At 66.5% G+C, this 19,719-nt stretch carries 17 protein-coding genes and 5 tRNA genes; 2 read left to right on the forward strand and 20 right to left on the reverse strand.

Translation table 11 applies throughout. The features are described 5' to 3' along the window. Positions 1-75: 75 nt before the first annotated feature. The 20 genes from rpoB to AB8810_RS18570 form a co-directional block, all read right to left on the reverse strand. A complete protein-coding gene (rpoB, locus tag AB8810_RS18475; RefSeq protein WP_369914475.1) occupies positions 76-4,227 on the reverse strand; it encodes a DNA-directed RNA polymerase subunit beta in 4,152 nt (1,383 codons plus the stop codon). A gap of 294 nt (positions 4,228-4,521) precedes the next feature. Further along, positions 4,522-4,893, reverse strand: coding sequence for a 50S ribosomal protein L7/L12 (gene rplL / locus AB8810_RS18480; protein ID WP_003469142.1), 372 nt, complete (start codon positions 4,891-4,893; stop codon positions 4,522-4,524). A gap of 64 nt (positions 4,894-4,957) precedes the next feature. After that, positions 4,958-5,497 carry a 50S ribosomal protein L10 gene (gene rplJ, locus AB8810_RS18485; RefSeq protein ID WP_064537966.1) on the reverse strand — a complete coding sequence of 180 codons (540 nt, stop codon included), beginning with the start codon at positions 5,495-5,497 and terminating at the stop codon, positions 4,958-4,960. A gap of 485 nt (positions 5,498-5,982) precedes the next feature. Then, positions 5,983-6,681 carry a 50S ribosomal protein L1 gene (gene rplA / locus AB8810_RS18490; protein ID WP_179571231.1) on the reverse strand — a complete coding sequence of 233 codons (699 nt, stop codon included), beginning with the start codon at positions 6,679-6,681 and terminating at the stop codon, positions 5,983-5,985. A 3-nt stretch (positions 6,682-6,684) separates the two neighbouring features. Further along, positions 6,685-7,113 carry a 50S ribosomal protein L11 gene (rplK, locus tag AB8810_RS18495; protein ID WP_145699993.1) on the reverse strand — a complete coding sequence of 143 codons (429 nt, stop codon included), beginning with the start codon at positions 7,111-7,113 and terminating at the stop codon, positions 6,685-6,687. A 201-nt stretch (positions 7,114-7,314) separates the two neighbouring features. Continuing rightward, on the reverse strand, positions 7,315-7,872 hold the full coding sequence (gene nusG, locus AB8810_RS18500) for a transcription termination/antitermination protein NusG (protein WP_179571232.1): 558 nt from the start codon (positions 7,870-7,872) through the stop codon (positions 7,315-7,317). Between the two features lie 13 nt (positions 7,873-7,885). Continuing rightward, positions 7,886-8,299, reverse strand: a complete 414-nt coding sequence (secE, locus tag AB8810_RS18505) for a preprotein translocase subunit SecE (protein WP_179571233.1) — start codon at positions 8,297-8,299, stop codon at positions 7,886-7,888. A 50-nt stretch (positions 8,300-8,349) separates the two neighbouring features. After that, a tRNA-Trp gene (locus AB8810_RS18510) sits at positions 8,350-8,425 on the reverse strand. A gap of 134 nt (positions 8,426-8,559) precedes the next feature. Next, positions 8,560-9,750 carry an elongation factor Tu gene (gene tuf, locus AB8810_RS18515; protein ID WP_228319180.1) on the reverse strand — a complete coding sequence of 397 codons (1,191 nt, stop codon included), beginning with the start codon at positions 9,748-9,750 and terminating at the stop codon, positions 8,560-8,562. Positions 9,751-9,795: 45 nt separating this feature from the next. Continuing rightward, positions 9,796-9,871 (reverse strand) — tRNA-Thr (locus AB8810_RS18520). A 30-nt stretch (positions 9,872-9,901) separates the two neighbouring features. After that, positions 9,902-9,975 (reverse strand) — tRNA-Gly (locus tag AB8810_RS18525). A gap of 32 nt (positions 9,976-10,007) precedes the next feature. Beyond that, positions 10,008-10,093: transfer RNA gene (locus AB8810_RS18530), tRNA-Tyr, on the reverse strand. Between the two features lie 168 nt (positions 10,094-10,261). Further along, positions 10,262-11,353: a redox-regulated ATPase YchF gene (ychF, locus tag AB8810_RS18535; RefSeq protein WP_369914478.1), complete on the reverse strand. Its 1,092-nt coding sequence runs from the start codon at positions 11,351-11,353 to the stop codon at positions 10,262-10,264. A gap of 80 nt (positions 11,354-11,433) precedes the next feature. Next, a complete protein-coding gene (gene pth, locus AB8810_RS18540) occupies positions 11,434-12,015 on the reverse strand; it encodes an aminoacyl-tRNA hydrolase (RefSeq protein WP_191826826.1) in 582 nt (193 codons plus the stop codon). Positions 12,016-12,069: 54 nt separating this feature from the next. Then, positions 12,070-12,717: a 50S ribosomal protein L25/general stress protein Ctc gene (locus tag AB8810_RS18545; protein ID WP_179568113.1), complete on the reverse strand. Its 648-nt coding sequence runs from the start codon at positions 12,715-12,717 to the stop codon at positions 12,070-12,072. 168 nt (positions 12,718-12,885) lie between these two features. Beyond that, the gene (locus AB8810_RS18550) at positions 12,886-13,845 is read right to left on the reverse strand and encodes a ribose-phosphate diphosphokinase (protein WP_179568115.1); all 960 of its coding nucleotides are present in this window, start codon (positions 13,843-13,845) and stop codon (positions 12,886-12,888) included. Between the two features lie 148 nt (positions 13,846-13,993). Then, positions 13,994-14,070: transfer RNA gene (locus AB8810_RS18555), tRNA-Gln, on the reverse strand. A 14-nt stretch (positions 14,071-14,084) separates the two neighbouring features. Then, positions 14,085-14,948, reverse strand: a complete 864-nt coding sequence (gene ispE, locus AB8810_RS18560) for a 4-(cytidine 5'-diphospho)-2-C-methyl-D-erythritol kinase (protein WP_369914479.1) — start codon at positions 14,946-14,948, stop codon at positions 14,085-14,087. Continuing rightward, entirely contained in the window at positions 14,945-15,598 is a 654-nt protein-coding gene (gene lolB / locus AB8810_RS18565; RefSeq protein WP_369914480.1) for a lipoprotein insertase outer membrane protein LolB, read from the reverse strand. Before lolB ends, ispE begins: the two co-directional genes overlap by 4 nt. Next, positions 15,595-17,292: a tetratricopeptide repeat protein gene (locus tag AB8810_RS18570; protein WP_369914482.1), complete on the reverse strand. Its 1,698-nt coding sequence runs from the start codon at positions 17,290-17,292 to the stop codon at positions 15,595-15,597. The genes lolB and AB8810_RS18570 overlap by 4 nt, the downstream gene beginning before the upstream one ends. 66 nt (positions 17,293-17,358) lie before the next feature. On the opposite strand from AB8810_RS18570, the gene hemA reads away from it, so the two are divergent. Further along, positions 17,359-18,642, forward strand: coding sequence for a glutamyl-tRNA reductase (gene hemA, locus AB8810_RS18575; RefSeq protein ID WP_179568123.1), 1,284 nt, complete (start codon positions 17,359-17,361; stop codon positions 18,640-18,642). Then, entirely contained in the window at positions 18,620-19,705 is a 1,086-nt protein-coding gene (prfA, locus tag AB8810_RS18580) for a peptide chain release factor 1 (protein ID WP_053836197.1), read from the forward strand. The genes hemA and prfA overlap by 23 nt, the downstream gene beginning before the upstream one ends. Positions 19,706-19,719: the final 14 nt, after the last annotated feature.

The following is a 19,719-nucleotide window of genomic DNA, read 5'->3' on the forward strand; positions in this document are numbered from 1 at the left end:
AGGAGGAATACGTGTCGATGGGCTGTCAGAGCGCTGCGGCGGCGCGGATGCCGTTGGGCATCCGCGCCTGCGCGATCAGTCTTCCAGTTCCATGTTGATGGCCAGCGAGCGGATTTCCTTCACCAGGACGTTGAAGGATTCCGGCATGCCCGCGACCATCTCGTGCTCGCCGTCGACGATGTTCTTGTACATCTGGTTGCGGCCCTGCACGTCGTCGGACTTCACCGTCAGCATTTCCTGCAGGGTGTAGGCCGCGCCGTAGGCTTCCAGCGCCCAGACTTCCATTTCGCCGAAGCGCTGGCCGCCGAACTGCGCCTTGCCGCCCAGCGGCTGCTGGGTGACGAGCGAGTACGGACCGGTGGAGCGCGCGTGCATCTTGTCGTCGACCAGGTGGTTCAGCTTCAGCATGTGCATGTAGCCGACCGTGGTGTGGCGATCGAACGCCTCGCCGGTGCGGCCGTCGTACAGCTGGGTCTGGCCGCTGATCGGCAGGTCGGCGAGTTCGAGCATGTGCTTGATCTCCGCTTCGGTGGCGCCGTCGAACACCGGGGTGGCCATCGGCACGCCGTCGGTCAGGTTCTTCGACAGGGCCAGCAGCTCGGCGTCGCTGAACTGATCCAGGTCCACGCGGTCCTCGCCCAGCTTCTGGTCGTGGTTGTAGATCTGGGTCAGGAACTTGCGCAGGTCGGCGACCTTGGCCTGGGCCTCGAGCATGTTCTGGATCTTGCGACCCAGGCCCTTGGCGGCCCAGCCCAGATGCACTTCCAGCACCTGGCCGATGTTCATGCGCGACGGCACGCCGAGCGGGTTCAGCACGATGTCCACGGTCTCGCCGTTGGCCATGTACGGCATGTCCTCGATCGGCTGGATCATCGACACGACACCCTTGTTGCCGTGGCGACCGGCCATCTTGTCGCCGGGCTGGATGCGGCGCTTCACCGCCAGGAACACCTTGACCATCTTCAGCACGCCCGGGGCGAGGTCGTCGCCGGCGGTGATCTTGCCGCGCTTGTCGGCGAAGCGACGCTCGAATTCCTTCTCGTGCGCCTGGATCTGCTTCTGCGCACGCTCGATCGCGTCCGACGGCTCCTCGTCCTTCATCCGCAGCGCGAACCAGTCAGACTTCTTCAGCCCGTCCAGGTACGCGTCGGTGACGGTGTCGCCCTTCTTCAGGTTCGGGCCGCCGTTGGCGACCTTGCCGATCAGCTGGGTGCGCAGACGAGCATAGATCGCGCTTTCCAGGATGCGGAACTGGTCGTCGAAGTCCTTCTTGACCCGCTTGATCTCGTTTTCCTCGATCTGGCGGGCGCGCTTGTCCTTCTCGATGCCGTCGCGGGTGAACACCTGCACGTCGATGACGGTGCCGTCCATGCCCGGCGGCACGCGCAGCGAACTGTCCTTCACGTCCGAGGCCTTCTCGCCGAAGATCGCGCGCAGCAGCTTCTCTTCCGGGGTCAGCTGGCTCTCGCCCTTCGGCGTGACCTTGCCGACCATGATGTCGCCGGCACGCACTTCGGCGCCGATGTACACCACGCCCGACTCGTCCAGGCGGTTCAGCGCCTGCTCGGACACGTTCGGGATGTCGGCGGAGATTTCCTCCGGCCCCAGCTTGGTGTCGCGCGCCACGCAGGTCAGCTCTTCGATGTGGATCGTGGTGTAGCGATCCTCTTCCACCACGCGCTCGGAGAGCAGGATGGAGTCTTCGAAGTTGTAGCCGTTCCACGGCATGAACGCGATCAGCATGTTCTGGCCCAGGGCCAGCTCGCCGATGTCGGTCGAGGGGCCGTCGGCCAGCACGTCGCCGCGCGCGATCACGTCGCCCACATTGACCAGCGGACGCTGGTTGATGCAGGTGTTCTGGTTGGAACGCGTGTACTTGATCAGGTTGTAGATGTCGACGCCGGCATCGGTGCCGCCGCCGATCTCTTCCTCGTTGACCTTGACCACGATGCGGCCGGCGTCGATCTGCTCGATCACGCCGCCACGGCGGGCGTTCACGGTCACGCCCGAGTCGCGCGCCACGGCGCGCTCGATGCCGGTACCGACCAGCGGCTTCTGCGCACGCAGCGTCGGCACGGCCTGGCGCTGCATGTTCGCGCCCATCAGTGCGCGGTTGGCGTCATCGTGCTCCAGGAACGGCACCAGCGCCGCCGCGATGGACACGGTCTGCATCGGCGACACGTCCATGAAGTGCACTTCGGCCGGCGGCTTCAGCAGCGACTCGCCCTGGTAACGGCACGGCACGAACTGCTCGGTCAGGCGGCTCTTGGAATCGTGCAGCGCGTTGGCCTGCGCGATCACGTACTCGTTCTCTTCGATCGCCGACAGGTACTCGACGTCGTCGGTGATCTGGCCGTCCACGACCTTCCGGTACGGCGTCTCCAGGAAGCCGTACTGGTTGGTGCGGGCATACACCGCCAGCGAGTTGATCAGGCCGATGTTCGGGCCTTCCGGCGTTTCGATGGTGCAGACGCGGCCGTAGTGGGTCGGATGCACGTCGCGCACTTCGAAGCCGGCGCGCTCGCGGGTCAGGCCGCCCGGGCCCAGCGCGGAAACGCGGCGCTTGTGCGTCACTTCCGACAGCGGGTTGTTCTGGTCCATGAACTGCGACAGCTGCGAGGAGCCGAAGAACTCCTTGATCGCGGCGGCCACCGGCTTGGCGTTGATCAGCTCCTGCGGGGTCAGGCCTTCGGACTCGGCCATCGACAGGCGCTCCTTGACCGCGCGCTCGACGCGGACCAGGCCGACGCGGAACACGTTCTCGGCCATTTCGCCGACCGAACGCACGCGACGGTTGCCCAGGTGATCGATGTCGTCGACCACGCCGCGGCCGTTGCGGATCTCGGTCAGGACCTTGATCACTTCCAGGATGTCGGAGCTGTCGGCATGCTCGGCGACCAGGCGCTTGGACTCTTCGTCGTTGCGCTCGCCGAAGTACTTCTTGTCGTACAGCACCGACTCGCCGGTGACTTCCTTGCGGCCGACACGGCGGTTGAACTTCATGCGGCCGACCGTGGACAGGTCGTAGCGCTCGAAGGTGAAGAACAGGTTGTGGAACAGGTTCTGCGCGGCGTCCTTGGTCGGCGGCTCGCCGGGACGCATCATGCGGTAGATCTCGACCAGCGCTTCCAGCTGGGTCTTGGTCGGATCGATGCGCAGGGTGTTGGACAGGTACGGACCACGATCCAGATCGTTGACCCACAGCGTGCCCACGGCATCGACGCCGGCCTTGCGGAACGCGGTCAGCTGATCTTCGCTGATCTCGTCGTTGGCGCTGGCCAGCAGTTCGCCGGTGGAGGCATCGACCACGTCGTGCGACAGGATGCGGCCGACCAGGTACTCGTCGGGCACGGCCAGCGCGGCGACGCCGGCGGCTTCCAGCTGCTTGACGTGGCGCGCGGTGATGCGCTTGCCGGCCTCGACGATGACCTTGTCGCCATCGGCCAGGTCGAAGTTCAGCGTCTCGCCGCGCAGGCGCTCGGGCACCAGCTCCAGCTGCACGCCTTCCTTGGGGTCGATGTGGAAGGTGTTGATCTCGAAGAACTCGGCCAGCATCTCTTCGTTCGAGTAGCCGAGCGCGCGCAGCAGGATCGACACCGGCAGCTTGCGGCGGCGGTCGATACGGGTGAACAGCGCGTCCTTCGGGTCGAACTCGAAGTCCAGCCAGGAACCGCGGTACGGGATGATGCGGGCGCTGTACAGCAGCTTGCCCGAGCTGTGGGTCTTGCCGCGGTCGTGGTCGAAGAACACGCCCGGCGAACGGTGCAGCTGCGAGACGATGACGCGCTCGGTGCCGTTGACGATGAAGGTGCCGTTGTCGGTCATCAGCGGGATCTCGCCGAGGTAGACCTCCTGCTCCTTCACGTACTTGATGGCCTTGGTCGAGGACTCGCGGTCGTAGATCACCAGGCGCACGGTCACGCGCAGCGGGGCGCCGTAGCTCATGCCGCGCTGGCGGCATTCACGCTCGTCGAACACCGGGTCGCCCAGCTTGTAGCCGACGTACTCCAGGGCCGCGTTGCCGCTGTAGCTGGAGATCGGGAACACCGATTTCAGGGCCGCGTGCAGGCCGTGGTCCGAACGCTTGTTCGGCTCGGTGTTTTCCTGCAGGAATTCGCGGTAGGAATCCACCTGGATCGCCAGCAGGAACGGCACTTCGAGGATCGAGCGCTGCTTGCCGAAATCCTTGCGGATACGCTTCTTTTCGGTGAACGAATAAGACGTCATGAGGTATCACCTTGGCTGTGCGGGCCGCGCGTCCGCGACCCTGAGTGAACATAAATTGTCAGTTGGAAGTCGCTGGTATTGCCGGCACCAGCACGCCTTCTCTTGCTACTTCCAACTACCAACTCGGTAAGGCCGAGATTGGGGATGACGGGATTCGGGATGGGCCACTCGCCCGCCACCGAATCTCCAATGCCGAATCTCTAATCCCGGCTTTGCAACAACGGCCAAAGGCCGGGGACTTGCGTCCCCAGCCTTCGATGCATCACCTGACACGCTGGCGATGCAAGATGCCGATTACTTGATTTCGACGGTCGCGCCGGCGGCCTCGAGATCCTTCTTGAACTTCTCGGAATCTTCCTTCGACACGGCTTCCTTGACGGTCTGCGGAGCACCTTCGACGAGGTCCTTCGCTTCCTTCAGGCCCAGGCCGGTGATGGCGCGGACGGCCTTAATGACTTCGACCTTCTTCTCGCCGACAGCCTTCAGGATGACGTTGAACTCGGTCTGCTCTTCGACCGGGGCGGCAGCAGCGGCCGGGCCGGCAGCGGCGACCGGGGCGGCGGCGGAAACGCCAAACTTCTCTTCGATGGCCTTGACCAGCTCCATCACTTCCATGAGGGTCTTTTCGGCGATTGCGTCGACGATCTGTTCGTTAGACAGGGACATTGTGATTACCTTTGGAATTTTTTTCTGGATGAGGTTCTAGTGAACCGTTTCAGGTGTCGCGAACTTAAGCCGTTTCGGCCGGGGCTTCTTCCGCTGCGGCGGGGGCTTCTTCGCCACCACCGAGCTTGTCGCCCACTGCCTTGACCGCGCGTGCAAACATGCTCGCCGGCTCGGCGAGGACGCGTGCCAGCATGGCCAGCGCCTGCTCGCGGGTCGGCAGCGATGCCAACACCTCGAGGTGAGCGGCCGGATACAGCTGGCCACCCATCGACACGACCTTGGTCTGCAGCTTGTCGTTACCCTTGGCGAATTCCTTGATCAGACGACCGGCAGCGCCGGGTTCTTCCGTCGAGAACGCATACAGCAGCGGACCGACCAGCGCGTCCTGGACGCACTCGTATTCGGTACCGGCAACGGCACGCGCGGCCAGGGTGTTCTTGACAACACGCAAGTACACACCGGTTTCGCGCGCCTTCTTGCGCATCGCGGTCAGCTGGGCGACCGTGATGCCGGCGTACTCGGCAGCAACCAAGGAGTGAGCCTTCGCGGCAACGTCTGCCAGTTCGGCGACGACTTCTTGCTTCTGGGACAGATTGAGAGCCATTGCACTCCTCCGTTAAAGCTGGGCTCCAGGCCGATGGTTCGAGAGTCGCAGGAGCCGTGATGCGCTCTTGCCACTCTCCAATCCCGAATCCCGAATCCCTGCTTCAAACATACTCCGCTCGCGGCTCCTGCCGCTTGCGGTCCTGGGCGGCCTCCATCCTGGATGCCGGGGACGCCGAATGGCATCCCAGTTGGTGGCCGTTCCAGACCTGGAGTGAGCGCGCTCGGGAAATCCCGAACTGGCCTGAACCAGAAAAACTCCAGAAAGGCGGCACCATCTACGCCGGCGCGTCCCCGAGGGGACTGGATTAAGCGATCCCGCTGTACCGACGGCGACTCCTTGCCATATCGAGCTTCCGTGCCCGTCGTCGGTATGCGCCGACCGCGCCTGCGGTCTTTGACGGCTTCGCTCCGGGTTGCCCCTCGGCGACGCCTTCAAAAGGGTGGAACCGGCGGCGCGCCTCGCGGAGCGCCACCGTCTCGCGATTACTTCAGGGACAGCGAAGCCTGATCGACGGTGACGCCCGGACCCATGGTCGAGCTCACCGAGATCTTCTGCAGGTAGGTGCCCTTGGACGTAGCCGGCTTGGCCTTGACCAGGTCCATCAACAGCGCCTGCAGATTGTTCTTCAGCGCATCGTCTTCGAAGCTGGCCTTGCCGATGGTGCAGTGGATGATGCCGGCCTTGTCGGTGCGATAGCGCACCTGACCCGACTTGGCGTTCTTCACCGCTTCGGCCGGATTGGCCGACACGGTGCCGACCTTCGGGTTCGGCATCAGGCCGCGCGGGCCCAGCAGCGTGCCCAACTTGCCGACGACGCGCATCGCGTCCGGGGTGGCGATGACCACGTCGTAGTTCAGGTCGCCGGCCTGCATCTTCTCGGCCAGGTCGTCCATGCCGACGGCTTCGGCGCCAGCGGCCAGGGCTTCGTCAGCCTTGGCGCCGGCCGGGGCGAACACCGCCACGCGCACGCTCTTGCCGGTACCGGCCGGCAGCACGGTGGAACCGCGCACCTGCTGGTCGGACTTCTTGGCATCCACGCCCAGGCGCACGGCCACGTCGACGGCTTCGACGAACTTGGCCTTGCTGGTGGACTTGATGATCTTCAGCGCTTCGTCGATCGAATACGCCTTGCCCGGCTGCACGGCAGCACGGATTGCTTTCTGTCGCTTGGTCTGTGCCATCGCTTAACCCTCCACCGTCAGGCCCATGCTGCGGGCGGAACCCGCAATCGTACGCACCGCCGCTTCCAGCTCGGCTGCAGTCAGGTCGGCTTCCTTCGCCTTGGCGATCTCTTCGAGCTGCTTGCGGGTGACCTTGCCCACCTTTTCGGTGTTCGGGCGCTTGGAACCGGAGGTGACGCCTGCAGCCTTCTTCAACAGCACGCTCGCAGGGGTGCTCTTGGTGATGAAGGTGAAGGTACGGTCCGAATAGGCCGTGATGATGACCGGAGTGGGCAGGCCCGGCTCCAGCTTCTGCGTTGCGGCATTGAACGCCTTGCAGAATTCCATGATGTTCAGGCCGCGCTGACCCAGCGCAGGACCGACCGGCGGCGAGGGATTGGCCTGACCGGCCTTCACCTGCAGCTTGATGTAACCGACTACTTTCTTTGCCATTTCAGTGGTCTCCGGGTGCTAGCGCCCAACTTGCAGGCTCCCCATCGCGACGGGAAAATCACGTGTCCCGCCATCACGTTTGGAGTGCGCAGAAAGCCGCCTTGCGGCGGCTTCCGGTCCTGCCAGGCGGCGAGCCTGGACAGCGAGCCGCGCAGTATAGCAGAGATTTTGGCGTCCGGCGCAGCTGCGCCGGCGCGGGGCTCAGGCCTTCTCGACCTGGCCGAATTCCAGCTCCACCGGGGTGGACCGGCCGAAGATCAGCACCGCGACGCGCAGGCGGCTCTTCTCGTAGTTGACTTCCTCGACCACGCCGTTGAAATCGTTGAACGGACCATCGGTGACGCGGACCATCTGGCCCGGCTCGAACAGCACCTTCGGACGCGGCTTCTCCACGCCATCCTGAACGCGCTGCAGGATCGCATCGGCTTCTTCGTCGCGGATCGGCAGCGGACGATCGGCGGTGCCGCCGATGAACCCCATCACCTTCGGGGTTTCCTTGACCAGGTGCCAGCTTTCGTTGTCGATGCGCGGGATGCCGGCCTCTTCGTGGGTCTCGATCTGCACCAGCACGTAGCCCGGGAAGAACTTGCGCTCGGAACGGCGCTTCTGGCCGGAGCGCATTTCGATCACTTCCTCGGTCGGCACCAGCACGTCACCGAAGCGCTCCTGCATCTCGTCACGCACAATGCGGTCGCGCAGCGCTTGGGCCACGGACTTCTCGAAGCCTGAATAGGCGTGAACGACATACCAACGCTTCACTGCTGCACTCTCCTCAACGACTCACGAACCACTGCATCAGCTTCTGGATCAGGAAATCGAACCCGCCCAACAGCAGACTCAGAATGATCACCACCACGATCACGACCCAGGTGGTGCGGATCGCTTCCTGACGGGTCGGCCAGACCACCTTGCGCAGCTCGAACCGGGACTCGGAGACGAACTCGCGGGACTCGCGCCCCTTGGCGGTCAGCAGGAACACCGCGGCGGCCGCGACCAGGCCAACGATGACCGCCAGGCCACGCAGCGGCCCGGACCAGCTACCCAGCTGCGTCGCACGACTCGGCTCGCCGAACCAGAACCAGACAAACAGGCCCGCAACCACCAGCAAGGCAGCGATGACGTACTTGACGATATCGCCACCGGAGGAAGCGGCGGTGCCTTTGGAATGCTCGATCTTGCTGTTCATCCGACTCTTGCGGCTATGCGACCAAGGTCACTGGATAGGGTGCGGCAGATTGGCACGCCAGGAGGGACTCGAACCCCCAACCTGCGGTTTTGGAGACCGCTGCTCTGCCAATTGAGCTACTGGCGTGTAGTAAGAACGACTGCACTTCCCTTAGACGGCGAAGGCGGACCGAAGGTTCCGGCCCGCCCTTCGCTGAACCCGACGGCCGAAGCCGCCTGCACATCGTCAAACTGCGGCGACCGAAGTCGCCGCAGCGGGCATTACTTGATGATCTTGGCCACCACGCCGGCGCCGACGGTGCGGCCACCTTCGCGGATCGCGAAACGCAGACCTTCGTCCATCGCCACCGGGTTGATCAGCGTGACCACCATCTTCACGTTGTCGCCCGGCATCACCATCTCCACGCCTTCCGGCAGCTCGCAAGCGCCGGTGATGTCGGTGGTGCGGAAGTAGAACTGCGGACGGTAACCCTTGAAGAACGGGGTGTGACGGCCGCCTTCGTCCTTCGACAGCACGTAGACTTCGGCCTCGAACTCGGTGTGCGGCTTGATCGAACCCGGCTTGCACAGCACCTGGCCGCGCTCCACGTCGTCACGCTTGGTGCCGCGCAGCAGCAGACCGGCGTTGTCGCCCGCCTGGCCCTGGTCCAGCAGCTTGCGGAACATTTCCACGCCGGTGACCGTGGTCTTCTGCGTGGCGCGGATGCCGACGATTTCGATTTCGTCGCCCACCTTGATCACGCCGCGCTCGATACGGCCGGTCACCACGGTGCCGCGGCCCGAGATCGAGAACACGTCTTCCACCGGCATCAGGAACGGCTTGTCCACGTCGCGCTGCGGCTCCGGGATGAACGAATCCAGCGCTTCCACCAGCTTCAGGATCGACGGCACGCCGATCTCGCTCTGGTCGCCTTCCAGCGCCAGACGCGCCGAACCGTGGATGATCGGGGTGTCGTCGCCCGGGAAGTCGTACTTGCTCAGCAGCTCGCGCACTTCCATCTCGACCAGCTCGAGCAGCTCGGCGTCGTCGACCATGTCGGCCTTGTTCAGGAACACCACGATGTGCGGCACGCCGACCTGGCGCGACAGCAGGATGTGCTCGCGGGTCTGCGGCATCGGGCCGTCAGCGGCCGAGCACACCAGGATCGCGCCGTCCATCTGCGCCGCACCGGTGATCATGTTCTTGACGTAGTCCGCGTGACCCGGGCAATCGACGTGCGCGTAGTGACGGTTCGGGGATTCGTACTCCACGTGCGCGGTCGAGATCGTGATGCCGCGCGCCTTCTCTTCCGGCGCCGCGTCGATCGCGTCGTACGCCTTGAACTCGCCGCCGAAGCGCTCTGCGCCGATCTTGGTCAGCGCCGCGGTCAGCGTGGTCTTGCCGTGGTCGACGTGACCGATGGTGCCGACGTTGACGTGCGGCTTGGTGCGCTCGAACTTACCCTTGGCCATGGCTGCTTCTTCTCGGTGATCGTAGAAAGATTTGGAGACTGAATATGGTGCTCACGAAAGGAATCGAACCTTCGACCTCCTCCTTACCAAGGAGGTGCTCTACCGACTGAGCTACGTGAGCGTAGTTCTATTGTGACACAAGCGCGTTCAATGGAGCGGGAGACGGGAATCGAACCCGCACCATCAGCTTGGAAGGCTGAGGTTCTACCGTTGAACTACTCCCGCTACGGGATGCCGCACTGCCACAACAAAAAAACTGGTGGAGGGAGGTGGATTCGAACCACCGAAGGCGTAAGCCAGCAGATTTACAGTCTGCCCCCGTTGGCCGCTTGGGTATCCCTCCAGCTACCCGTCCCGACCAGGCCGCAAGGCCGAAATCAGTCCGGGGTGAAACAGCCCGCTATTCTTCCCTGACATCCCTGCCTTGTCAACAGTATTTTGACGCGATGTCGCAGGAAACGCGCACCGCGCGCGCCGCGCCCGTGGCACGGCGCGAACGCGCGCATGCGGGTCAGACGTTGAAGCGGAAATGCAGCACGTCGCCTTCCTGCACGCGGTATTCCTTGCCCTCCAGGCGCAGCCGCCCGGCCTCGCGCGCGCCGGCTTCGCCCTTGTACTTGATGAAGTCGTCGTAGGCGATGGTTTCGGCGCGGATGAAGCCCTTCTCGAAATCGGTGTGGATCACCGCGGCGGCCTGCGGCGCGGTCGACCCGGCCTTCACCGTCCACGCGCGCACTTCCTTGACGCCGGCGGTGAAATAGGTCTGCAGCCCGAGCAGCGAATACGCCGCGCGGATCACCCGGTTCAAGCCCGGCTCGGCCAGGCCCAGGTCGGCCAGGAAGGTGTCGCGGTCGGCGTCGTCCAGCTGCGACAGCTCTTCCTCGATCGCCGCCGACACCGGCACCACCTCGGCGCCCTCGGTGGCGGCGCGCGCGCGCACCGCGTCCAGGTGCGGGTTGTTCTCGAAGCCGTCCTCGAGCACGTTGGCGATGTACATCACCGGCTTGAGCGTGAGCAGGAACAGGTCGCGCACCAGCGCCTTCTCCTCCTCGTCCAGGCCCGCGCTGCGCCCGGCCTTGCCGTCGGCCAGCGCGGCCTGCAGCTTGGCCAGGACCGGCTTCCGCGCGGCCGCGTCCTTGTCGCCGCCCTTGGCGCTGCGCTCGGCGCGGTTCAACGCCTTCTCGACGCTGTCCAGATCGGCCAGGGCCAGCTCGGTATCGATGGTCTCGATGTCCGAGATCGGATCGACCTTGTTGTTGACGTGGATGACGTCGGCGTTCTCGAAGCAACGCACCACGTGGGTGATCGCATCGACCTCGCGGATGTGCGCCAGGAACTTGTTGCCCAGACCCTCGCCGCTGGCCGCGCCGGCGACCAGGCCGGCGATGTCGACGAACTCGACCGCGGTCGGCACGACCTTCTGCGGATTGATGATCTTGGCCAGCTCGCCCAGCCGCGGATCCGGCACCGGCACCACGCCGACGTTGGGCTCGATGGTGCAGAACGGGAAGTTGGCCGCAGCGATGCCCGCCTTGGTCAGCGCATTGAACAGAGTCGACTTGCCGACGTTGGGCAGGCCGACGATGCCGCATTTGATGCCCATGTTTGTAATCCGGGAATGGAGAATCGGGAATAGGGAATCGGAAAAGCATAGCCGCCTTTCCATTCCCCATTCCCCATTCCCTATTTCCCCTGCGTATGCAACCGCTTCATCGCCTCGTTGAAATCGCCCTGCACCGCCAGCGGCAGCACCGCGATGGCGTCGTCGATGGCGCGGTCGATCAGGATCTGGTCGTCCTTGCTCGCACGCCCCAGCACCCAGGGGACGACCTTGTCCTTGTGGCCGGGATGGCCGATGCCGATGCGCAGCCGATGGAAGCCGGCATGCCCGAGCAGGCGGATGGTGTCGCGCAAGCCGTTCTGCCCGCCATGGCCGCCGTCGAACTTGAGCCGCGCCGTGCCCGGCGCCAGATCCAGTTCGTCGTGCGCCAGTAGCGCCTGCGCCGGTTCGATCTTCCAGTAGCGCAACGCGGCGGTCACCGACTTGCCGCTGAGATTCATGAAGGTGGCCGGCTTCAGCAGCCACAGCGCCTGCCCGGCCACATCGACCTTGGCGGTTTCGCCGAACAGCTTGGCGTCCACGCTCCAGCGCGCGCCGGCCCGCTCGGCCAAGTGTTCGACAAAACGAAACCCGGCGTTGTGCCGGGTGTTCGCGTGTTCGGCTCCGGGATTGCCCAGACCGACGATCAGACGCAGACCAGTCATGCCGCAGCATCGCCGCAGCGCCCGGACCCGATGGCCCGGGCGCTGCGCAGGCGATTACTTGCCGTCCTTCTTCGCCGGCTCGGCCGCGGCCGGAGCCTCGGTCGCTTCCGGCTCGGCCTCGATCTGGCCGTGCTTGGCGATGACCACCGCCACGTCGTGCTCCTTGCCCAGCTTCAGCTCGGGCAGCTCGACGCCGGCCGGCAGCTTCAGGTCGGACAGGTGGATCACGTCGCCGACGGACAGCGCGGACAGGTCGACTTCGACGAACTCCGGCAGGTCCTTCGGCAGGCACACGACCTGAATCTCGTTCAGCTCGTGGGTGACGACCACTTCGGCCGACTTGCCGGCCGGCGAGGTGTCCTCGTTGAGGAAGTGCAGCGGCACCGAAGCGTGCAGCGCCTCGTTGTCGTTCACGCGCTGGAAGTCGATGTGCATGATCAGCTGCTTGAACGGGTGGCGCTGCATATCGCGCAGCAGCACCTTCTGGATGTCGCCGTTCAGGCTCAGGCTCAGGATCGACGAATAGAACCAGTCGTTCTGGCTGGCGAGCCAGACTTCGTTGTGGTTGAGCTCGATGTTGACCGGCTTCAGTTCGCCACCGTAGACGATGGCGGGGATCAGGCCGTCGCGACGGAGGCGGCGGCTCGCACCCTTACCCTCGACCTCGCGGCGCTGAACCTTGATTTCATGTGTGGTTGCCATTTGCGTTTACTACCTTGGTTGAATGAACCGCCTCGCGGCGGTTTTGAGGACTCTTCCGCGACCAGAAGAGTCTGTGAAGCCGGGAGTGGGGAATCGGGAATGGGGAATCGGACAAAGCGCGACACTGCGCCGTTGCGATTCCCTATTCCCGATTCCCCATTCCCAGCCTTAATCCACGTACAACGAACTCACCGACTCGCCGAAGGCGATGCGGCGGATGGTTTCGGCCAGCAGCTCGGCGACGCTGAGCTGGCGGATCTTGCTGCAGCCGCGCGCGGCGTCCGACAACGGAATCGTGTCGGTGACGACCAGCTCGTCGAGCTGCGAATTGCTGATGTTGCTGACCGCCGGGCCCGACAGCACCGGATGGGTGCAGTACGCGGCCACCTTCAGCGCGCCCTGCGCCTTCAGCGCGGCGGCCGCGGCGCACAGGGTGCCGGCGGTGTCGACGATGTCGTCGACCAGCACGCAGGTCTTGCCTTCGACGTCGCCGATGATGTTCATCACCGTGGACACGTTGGCGCGCGGGCGGCGCTTGTCGATGATCGCCAGGTCGGCGTCGTCCAGGCGCTTGGCCACGGCGCGGGCGCGGACCACGCCGCCCACGTCAGGCGACACCACGATCAGGTTGTCGGTGCCGTAGGCGCGCCAGATGTCGGCCAGCAGCAGCGGCGAGGCGTAGACGTTGTCGACCGGGATGTCGAAGAAGCCCTGGATCTGGTCGGCGTGCAGGTCCACGGTCAGCACGCGGTCGGCATTGACCGCGGTGAACATCTTCGCCGCGACCTTGGCGGTGATCGGCACGCGCGAGGAACGCATGCGCCGGTCCTGCCGCGAGTAGCCGAAGTACGGCACCACTGCGGTGACGCTGGCGGCGCTGGCGCGCTTGAGCGCGTCGATCAGCACCAGCAGCTCCATCAGGTTTTCCGCGCTGGGCGCGCAGGTCGGCTGGATCACGAACACTTCCTGCCGGCGCACGTTCTCCTCGATCTCCACCTGCACTTCGCCATCGGAGAAGCGCGACACCATCGCCTTGCCCGGACGCACGCCCAGCTCCTTGCAGATGCTCTTGGCAAGCGGCTTGTTGGCATTGCCGGAGAACACCAGCAGGTTACGTTGATCTTGCATGAGGAGTGTCTCGGGCGGCGGCGGCGGAAGAACTGCGAAACGAAGAAACAGCATGAAACTTGTGAAAACCCAGGCGAAGAAGGCTTCTACCTGTTGAACCCCCGCACATGGATGTGCGGGCTCTTGCAGAGGGATCTGCAGACACAATTGGCAGGGGCGGTAGGATTCGAACCTACGAATGCCAGGATCAAAACCTGGTGCCTTGGGCCTCTTGGCGACGCCCCTGCATGAAACTGTTGCTATGCCTCCAGCGCATCGAGCAGCGGCGATCGGGTCACGCCGCCGGCCACCCAGGCGCGCAACCCGTCCGGCAAGGCCGCCAGCGCGCGCACGGCGGCAGCGCGATCGGCGAACTCGACGAAGCACCCGCTCCCCGACCCGGTAAGGCGCGGCGTGCCGATCTGCGCAAGCGCCTGGAACACGGCCTGGATGGCCGGTTCGCGGCGGAGCAGCACCGGCTCGAACGCATTGCCGAGCAGGAAACCTGAAACGAAGTCGGCCATTTTCGCGGGCGCAGCATCCCGCGTCAAATCCGGGGCCTGGAACAGCGCCGCGGTGGGCACGTGAACCGCCGGATCGGCCAGCACGTACCAGGCCGGCGGCAGGCGCAACGGGGTCAGCCGTTCGCCCACCCCTTCGGCCCAGGCATCGCGGCCGCGCACGAATACCGGCACGTCCGCGCCCAGCGTCAGACCCAGGCCGGCCAGCGCATCCTCGTCCAGTCCGGCGCCCCACAGCGCATTCAGCGCGAGCAGCGCGGTCGCCGCGTCGGACGAGCCACCACCGAAACCGCCACCTGCAGGAATGCGCTTTTCGACGCGGATGTTGACACCTTGAGCGATCTTGGCGTGCGTTCGCAGCAGTCGCGCGGCCCGCACCAACAGGTCGTCGGCCTCGGCGACGCCTGCCACGGAGTCGCCGATCCGCGCCACCACGCCGTCGGCGCGCACGCGCAGATGCACGGTGTCGCCCCAATCGAGCAGGCGAAAGACGGTCTGCAGTTCGTGATAGCCGTCGGCGCGGCGGCCGGTGATCTGCAGAAACAGGTTCAGCTTCGCCGGGGCCGGCCACGCCGACCAGCCGCCCTCTTCCACGGCGCTCATGGCGCGGCGAAGTGCCACTGGTCCAGCAACAGGCGCACCTTGGCGTCGCCGTTGCGCGCCTCGATGCGCCGCGGCAGGGCCGGACGGCCGTCGCTGGGCGGGTACCACTCCTGGAACTGGATCTCCCAGCCCATCTGCCGCAGCGTCTGCGGGCGCCCCTCGGCGTCGTAGCTCACCTGCTCGGGTGCGCCCACGTCCGCCGCGACCTGTCCGCGCACCCAATCCGGCAGCAGATTGACCGGAATCTCCCAACCGGTGGCCTCGAGCAGCAGCTGTTGCGCGTCATCGCCGGCGCGCGGACCGCCTTCCAACCCCTCCAGACGGCCTCCCCCGCGCTGGCTGTCGCCGGTCAGGCGCCAGCTCTGCCGGGTCACCGGCGCGCTAAGCTCGATCCGGTACTGGCGCTGCTGCTGCGCCCAGTCGATGCGGCCGCTGCCGCCATTGCGGCCCTTGGTGATCGCCACCCGGCCCTGGAACGACCACTGCGGATGCGCCTGCAGCCATGCGCCGCGGGCCGCTTCGGCCTGGCGCGCGGCCTCGCCGAGCGGTGCGCTCGCGGCCGGCGGCGCCTGCCGCGGCGCCAGCGAAGTACAGCCGGCCAGCACCAGCAGCGCCGTCAGCGCCCATGCCGCGCGCAACGCCGACCTCACGGCGCGACCTTTTCCATCGCCCGCTGCAGCGCGCGATTCTTCGGATCGAGCTTGCGCGCCTCGTCGAAGTATTTCGTGGCTTCGTCGCGCTTGCCCTGTTCCCACAGCACCTGGCCGATGTGCGCGGCGATCTCCGGATCCTTGAACAGGGTCCAGGCGCGGCGCAGCTGCACCAGCGCCTCCTGGGTCTTGCCCAACCGGTACAGCACCCAGCCGTAGCTGTCGATGATCGCGGCGTTGTCCGGATCGGCGGTACGCGCGCGATCGATCAACTGCAGCGCCTCGCGGTAGCGATGGGTGCGGTCGGCCAGGGTGTAGCCGAGCGCATTGAGCGCGGCCACGTTCTCCGGCTCGGTGACCAGGATCTTGCGCAGGTCGGCTTCGGCACGGTCGATGCGGTCGCGCCGCTCCCAGGCCAGGCCGCGCGCGTACAGCAGCGCGTTGTCGTCCGGATAGGCGGCCAGGCCGCGTTCGAACACCTGCAGTTCGCCGGCGTCGTCGCCGCTGCGCTGGCGCAATTCCGCCTCCAACACGTAGGCGTCGCGGCGCGCGGCATCGTCGGCCTCGGCATCGTCCTGCAGCGCGCGCGCCTCGGCGAAGGCCGCATCCTTCTGCCCGAGTTCGTACAGCGCCCCGGCGGTCCGCAGCCGCGCTTCGTTGCGCAACGGGCCGGCCGGCACGCCGCGGTACCAGGTCACCGCTTCCTGATAGCGCTTCAGGAACTCGGCGATCTTGCCGAGCAGCAGGCGCCGCTCCGGATCCGGCTGCGCGGTCTCCTTGCTCAGCTCCGCGTACAGCGCGCTCAGCGCCGCGTTGTCCTGCAGCTTGGCCAGCATCGAAGCGCGCAGGCCGTAGTTCTGGGTGTCCTGCGGACCGAGCGCCAGCACCCGCGCCGCCGCGGCGGTGTCGCCGATCGCGTCGTAGGCGTAGGCCAGCGCGCCGCGCAGTTCCGGATCGCGCGGCGCCTTGGGCTCCACGCCCTGCAGCAGCGCGCGCGCCTGCTCGGTCTTGCCGGCCTGTTGCAGCTGGGTGGCGTGCAGCAGGGCCACCCGCGGCTCCTCCGGGAAACGCTTGACCAGCTGATCGACGATGCGCTCGGCCAGCTTCGGCTGTTCCAGGCGCAGCGCCAGGCGCCCGAACTCCTGCCAGGCCTCGAGCTGGTCGGGGATGGCATTGGCGTCGAGCAGCTGGTCCAGCACCTTGGCCGCGACCTCCGGATCGCGGTTGCCGCTGACCAGCGCCACCAGCGCATAGCGCCAGCCGCGTGCGTCCTTGTCGCGCAGCAGCGCCACCAGCAGGCCGCGCGCCTGGCGCAGATTGCCGTTGCGCAGCGCCAGCGCCGCCTCGGCGCCGCGCATCGGCAGCGACTCCGGCGCGCGCTGACGCCACAGCGCAAGGGCCTGCGCCGCGGCCGCATTGTCGTTGGCGAGCATCGCGATACGGGTCGCACGCTCGGCCAGACCGGCATCGCCGGGCGCCTCGTTCGCCGCCTGCAGGTACCAGTGCGAGGCATCGGCCAGCTGCCCGGCCTGCAGCGCGAATTCGCCGGCCAGCACCGGCGTCAACGAAGACGCCGCGGCGCTCGGCGGCACCTTGGCGACGGCCGTCGGCGCGGCGGCGGGGGCGCCGATGGCCGGCAAAGCGGCGAGCGCCGACAGCAATAGAACGATACGGATGCGAATCAATGCGGGCATCGGGGGCAACCGGGCCGTAAAATGGGGCCCTGAATGGCCAGCAGCTTATCGCAAGCAACTGAACAGATGACGTTGTGGGTGCTCGGATTGAACCACCAGACCGCGCCGGTCGACCTGCGCGAACGGGTGGCGTTCGCCGGCGATGCGCTGCCGCGCGCGCTGCAGTCGCTGCGCGCATTGCCCAACGTCGCCGAGGCCGCCCTGCTGTCCACCTGCAACCGCACCGAGCTGTACGCGATCGCCGACGACGCGCAGAGCCTGGCCGACTGGCTGGATTCGCACGCGGCCGGCCTGCACGGCTATCTGTACCAGCACCAGGATGCCGACGCGGTGCGGCATCTGTTCCGCGTCGCCACCGGGCTGGACTCGATGGTGCTGGGCGAGCCGCAGATCCTCGGCCAGGTGAAAGACGCCTGGGCGCTGGCGCGCGAGCACGGGGCGATGGGCAACCGCCTGGACCGGCTGTTCCAGCAGACCTTCTCGGTGGCCAAGCGCGCGCGCACCGATACCCGGGTCGGCGCCAATCCGGTCTCGGTGGCCTCCACCGCGGTGCGCCTGGCGCAGAACTCCTTCGCCCGGCTCAGCGAATCGACGGTGCTGCTGGTCGGCGCCGGCGAGACCATCGAGCTGGCCGCCAAGCACCTCAGCGAAGGCCGCGTGCGGCGCCTGCTGATCGCCAACCGCACCCTCGCCCACGCCCAGGAGCTGGCCAGCCGGCATGGCGGCGTGGCGCTGCCGCTGAGCGAGCTGGAACGGCATCTGCAGGAAGCCGACGTGGTGTTCTCGGCCACCGCCGCGCGCGAGCCGGTGGTGACCCGGGCGCAGGTCGAGCAGGCGCTGCGCGCGCGCAAGCACAAGCCGATGCTGCTGTTCGATCTGGCCGTGCCGCGCGACATCGAGGCCGGCGTGGCCGAGCTGGCCGATGCCTATCTGTATACCGTGGACGACCTGGAACGTGCGGTCGAGGACAATCGCCGCGGCCGCCGCGAAGCGGCCGAGGCCGCCGAGGCGATCATCGACCTGCAGGTGCTGCGCTACATCGAGACGCTGCAGGCCAGCACCCGCCAGGCGCCGCTCAAGCGCCTGCGCGCACACGGCGACAGCACCCGCGACGACGTGCTGGCCAAGGCGCGGCAGCAGCTGGCCAACGGCAAGCCGGCCGACGAAGTGCTGGAATTCCTCGCCAATACCCTGACCAACCGCCTGCTGCATCCGCCCACCGCGGCGCTGCGCGAGGCGGCGCTGAGCGGCGATGCCGACCTGGCCCGCGCCGCCGAGCGCCTGTTCCCGGAAAAACCGGGCTATTTCCATCCCATTCTGAAGACCGATGACACCGACCCTGCGCCGTAAGCTGGAGGCGCTGGCCGAGCGTCGCGAAGAACTCGAACGCCTGCTGTCCGATCCCGAGGTGGTGAGCGACAACGCGCGCTTCCGCGACTACTCGCGCGAATTCGCGCAGCTGGAGCCGGTCGCCGCCGCACTGGCCGACGAGGCCGCGGCCAAGGCCGACCTGGCCGCGGCCGAGGCGATGCGCGGCGATCCGGAACTGCGCGAGCTGGCCGAAGAGGAGATCGCCGCCGCCCACGCGCGCCTGCTCGCGCTGGACGAACAGCTGGCGCTGCTGCTGGTGCCACGCGATCCGCGCGACGACGGCAACCTGTTCCTGGAAGTGCGCGCCGGCACCGGCGGCGACGAGGCGGCGATCTTCGCCGGCGACCTGTTCCGCATGTACGCGCGTTACGCCGAGCGCCAGGGCTGGAAGGTGGAAGTCGAATCGGACAGCCCCGGCGAGCACGGCGGCTACAAGGAGATCGTGGCGCGCATCGTCGGCCGCGGCGCCTACTCCAAGCTCAAGTTCGAATCCGGCACGCACCGCGTGCAGCGGGTGCCGGCGACCGAGTCGCAGGGCCGCATCCACACCTCGGCGGCGACGGTGGCGATCATCCCCGAAGCCGACGACGTGGAAGAGATCGCGATCAACCCGGCCGACCTGAAGGTGGATACGTTCCGTTCGTCCGGCGCCGGCGGCCAGCACGTCAACAAGACCGAGTCGGCGATCCGCATCACCCACGTGCCGAGCGGGGTGGTGGTCGAATGCCAGACCGAGCGCAGCCAGCACGCCAACCGCGACAAGGCGATGAAGCGGCTGAAGGCGCAGTTGCTCGACGCCGAGCGCAGCAAGCAGGCCGCGGCCGAGGCGCAGGACCGCAAGCTGCAGGTCGGCAGCGGCGACCGCAGCCAGCGCATCCGCACCTACAGCTTCCCGCAGGGCCGCATCACCGACCACCGGGTCGAAGGCCTGACCCTGTACGACCTGCCGAACGTGATCGAAGGCGACCTCGACGCGCTGATCGAGCGGCTGAGCCACGAGCACCAGGTCGACGAACTGGCGCGGCTGAGCGACAGCCCGTGAGCGTGCGCATGCGC

Source organism: Xanthomonas sp. NCPPB 3005 (assembly GCF_041228095.2).
In the GTDB taxonomy this organism is placed as follows: domain Bacteria; phylum Pseudomonadota; class Gammaproteobacteria; order Xanthomonadales; family Xanthomonadaceae; genus Xanthomonas_A; species Xanthomonas_A bonasiae.

Bases quoted from the DNA above. Each gene is read 5' to 3' on its own strand.
- rpoB (WP_369914475.1), bottom strand. From the start codon at position 4,227: ATGACGTCTTATTCGTTCACCGAAAAGAAGCGTATCCGCAAGGATTTC.
- rplL (WP_003469142.1), bottom strand. From the start codon at position 4,893: ATGTCCCTGTCTAACGAACAGATCGTCGACGCAATCGCCGAAAAGACC.
- rplJ (WP_064537966.1), bottom strand. From the start codon at position 5,497: ATGGCTCTCAATCTGTCCCAGAAGCAAGAAGTCGTCGCCGAACTGGCA.
- rplA (WP_179571231.1), bottom strand. From the start codon at position 6,681: ATGGCACAGACCAAGCGACAGAAAGCAATCCGTGCTGCCGTGCAGCCG.
- rplK (WP_145699993.1), bottom strand. From the start codon at position 7,113: ATGGCAAAGAAAGTAGTCGGTTACATCAAGCTGCAGGTGAAGGCCGGT.
- secE (WP_179571233.1), bottom strand. From the start codon at position 8,299: ATGAACAGCAAGATCGAGCATTCCAAAGGCACCGCCGCTTCCTCCGGT.
- tuf (WP_228319180.1), bottom strand. From the start codon at position 9,750: ATGGCCAAGGGTAAGTTCGAGCGCACCAAGCCGCACGTCAACGTCGGC.
- ychF (WP_369914478.1), bottom strand. From the start codon at position 11,353: ATGGGCATCAAATGCGGCATCGTCGGCCTGCCCAACGTCGGCAAGTCG.
- pth (WP_191826826.1), bottom strand. From the start codon at position 12,015: ATGACTGGTCTGCGTCTGATCGTCGGTCTGGGCAATCCCGGAGCCGAA.
- AB8810_RS18545 (WP_179568113.1), bottom strand. From the start codon at position 12,717: ATGGCAACCACACATGAAATCAAGGTTCAGCGCCGCGAGGTCGAGGGT.
- AB8810_RS18550 (WP_179568115.1), bottom strand. From the start codon at position 13,845: ATGCAAGATCAACGTAACCTGCTGGTGTTCTCCGGCAATGCCAACAAG.
- ispE (WP_369914479.1), bottom strand. From the start codon at position 14,948: ATGAGCGCCGTGGAAGAGGGCGGCTGGTCGGCGTGGCCGGCCCCGGCG.
- AB8810_RS18570 (WP_369914482.1), bottom strand. From the start codon at position 17,292: ATGCCCGCATTGATTCGCATCCGTATCGTTCTATTGCTGTCGGCGCTC.
- hemA (WP_179568123.1), top strand. From the start codon at position 17,359: ATGACGTTGTGGGTGCTCGGATTGAACCACCAGACCGCGCCGGTCGAC.
- prfA (WP_053836197.1), top strand. From the start codon at position 18,620: ATGACACCGACCCTGCGCCGTAAGCTGGAGGCGCTGGCCGAGCGTCGC.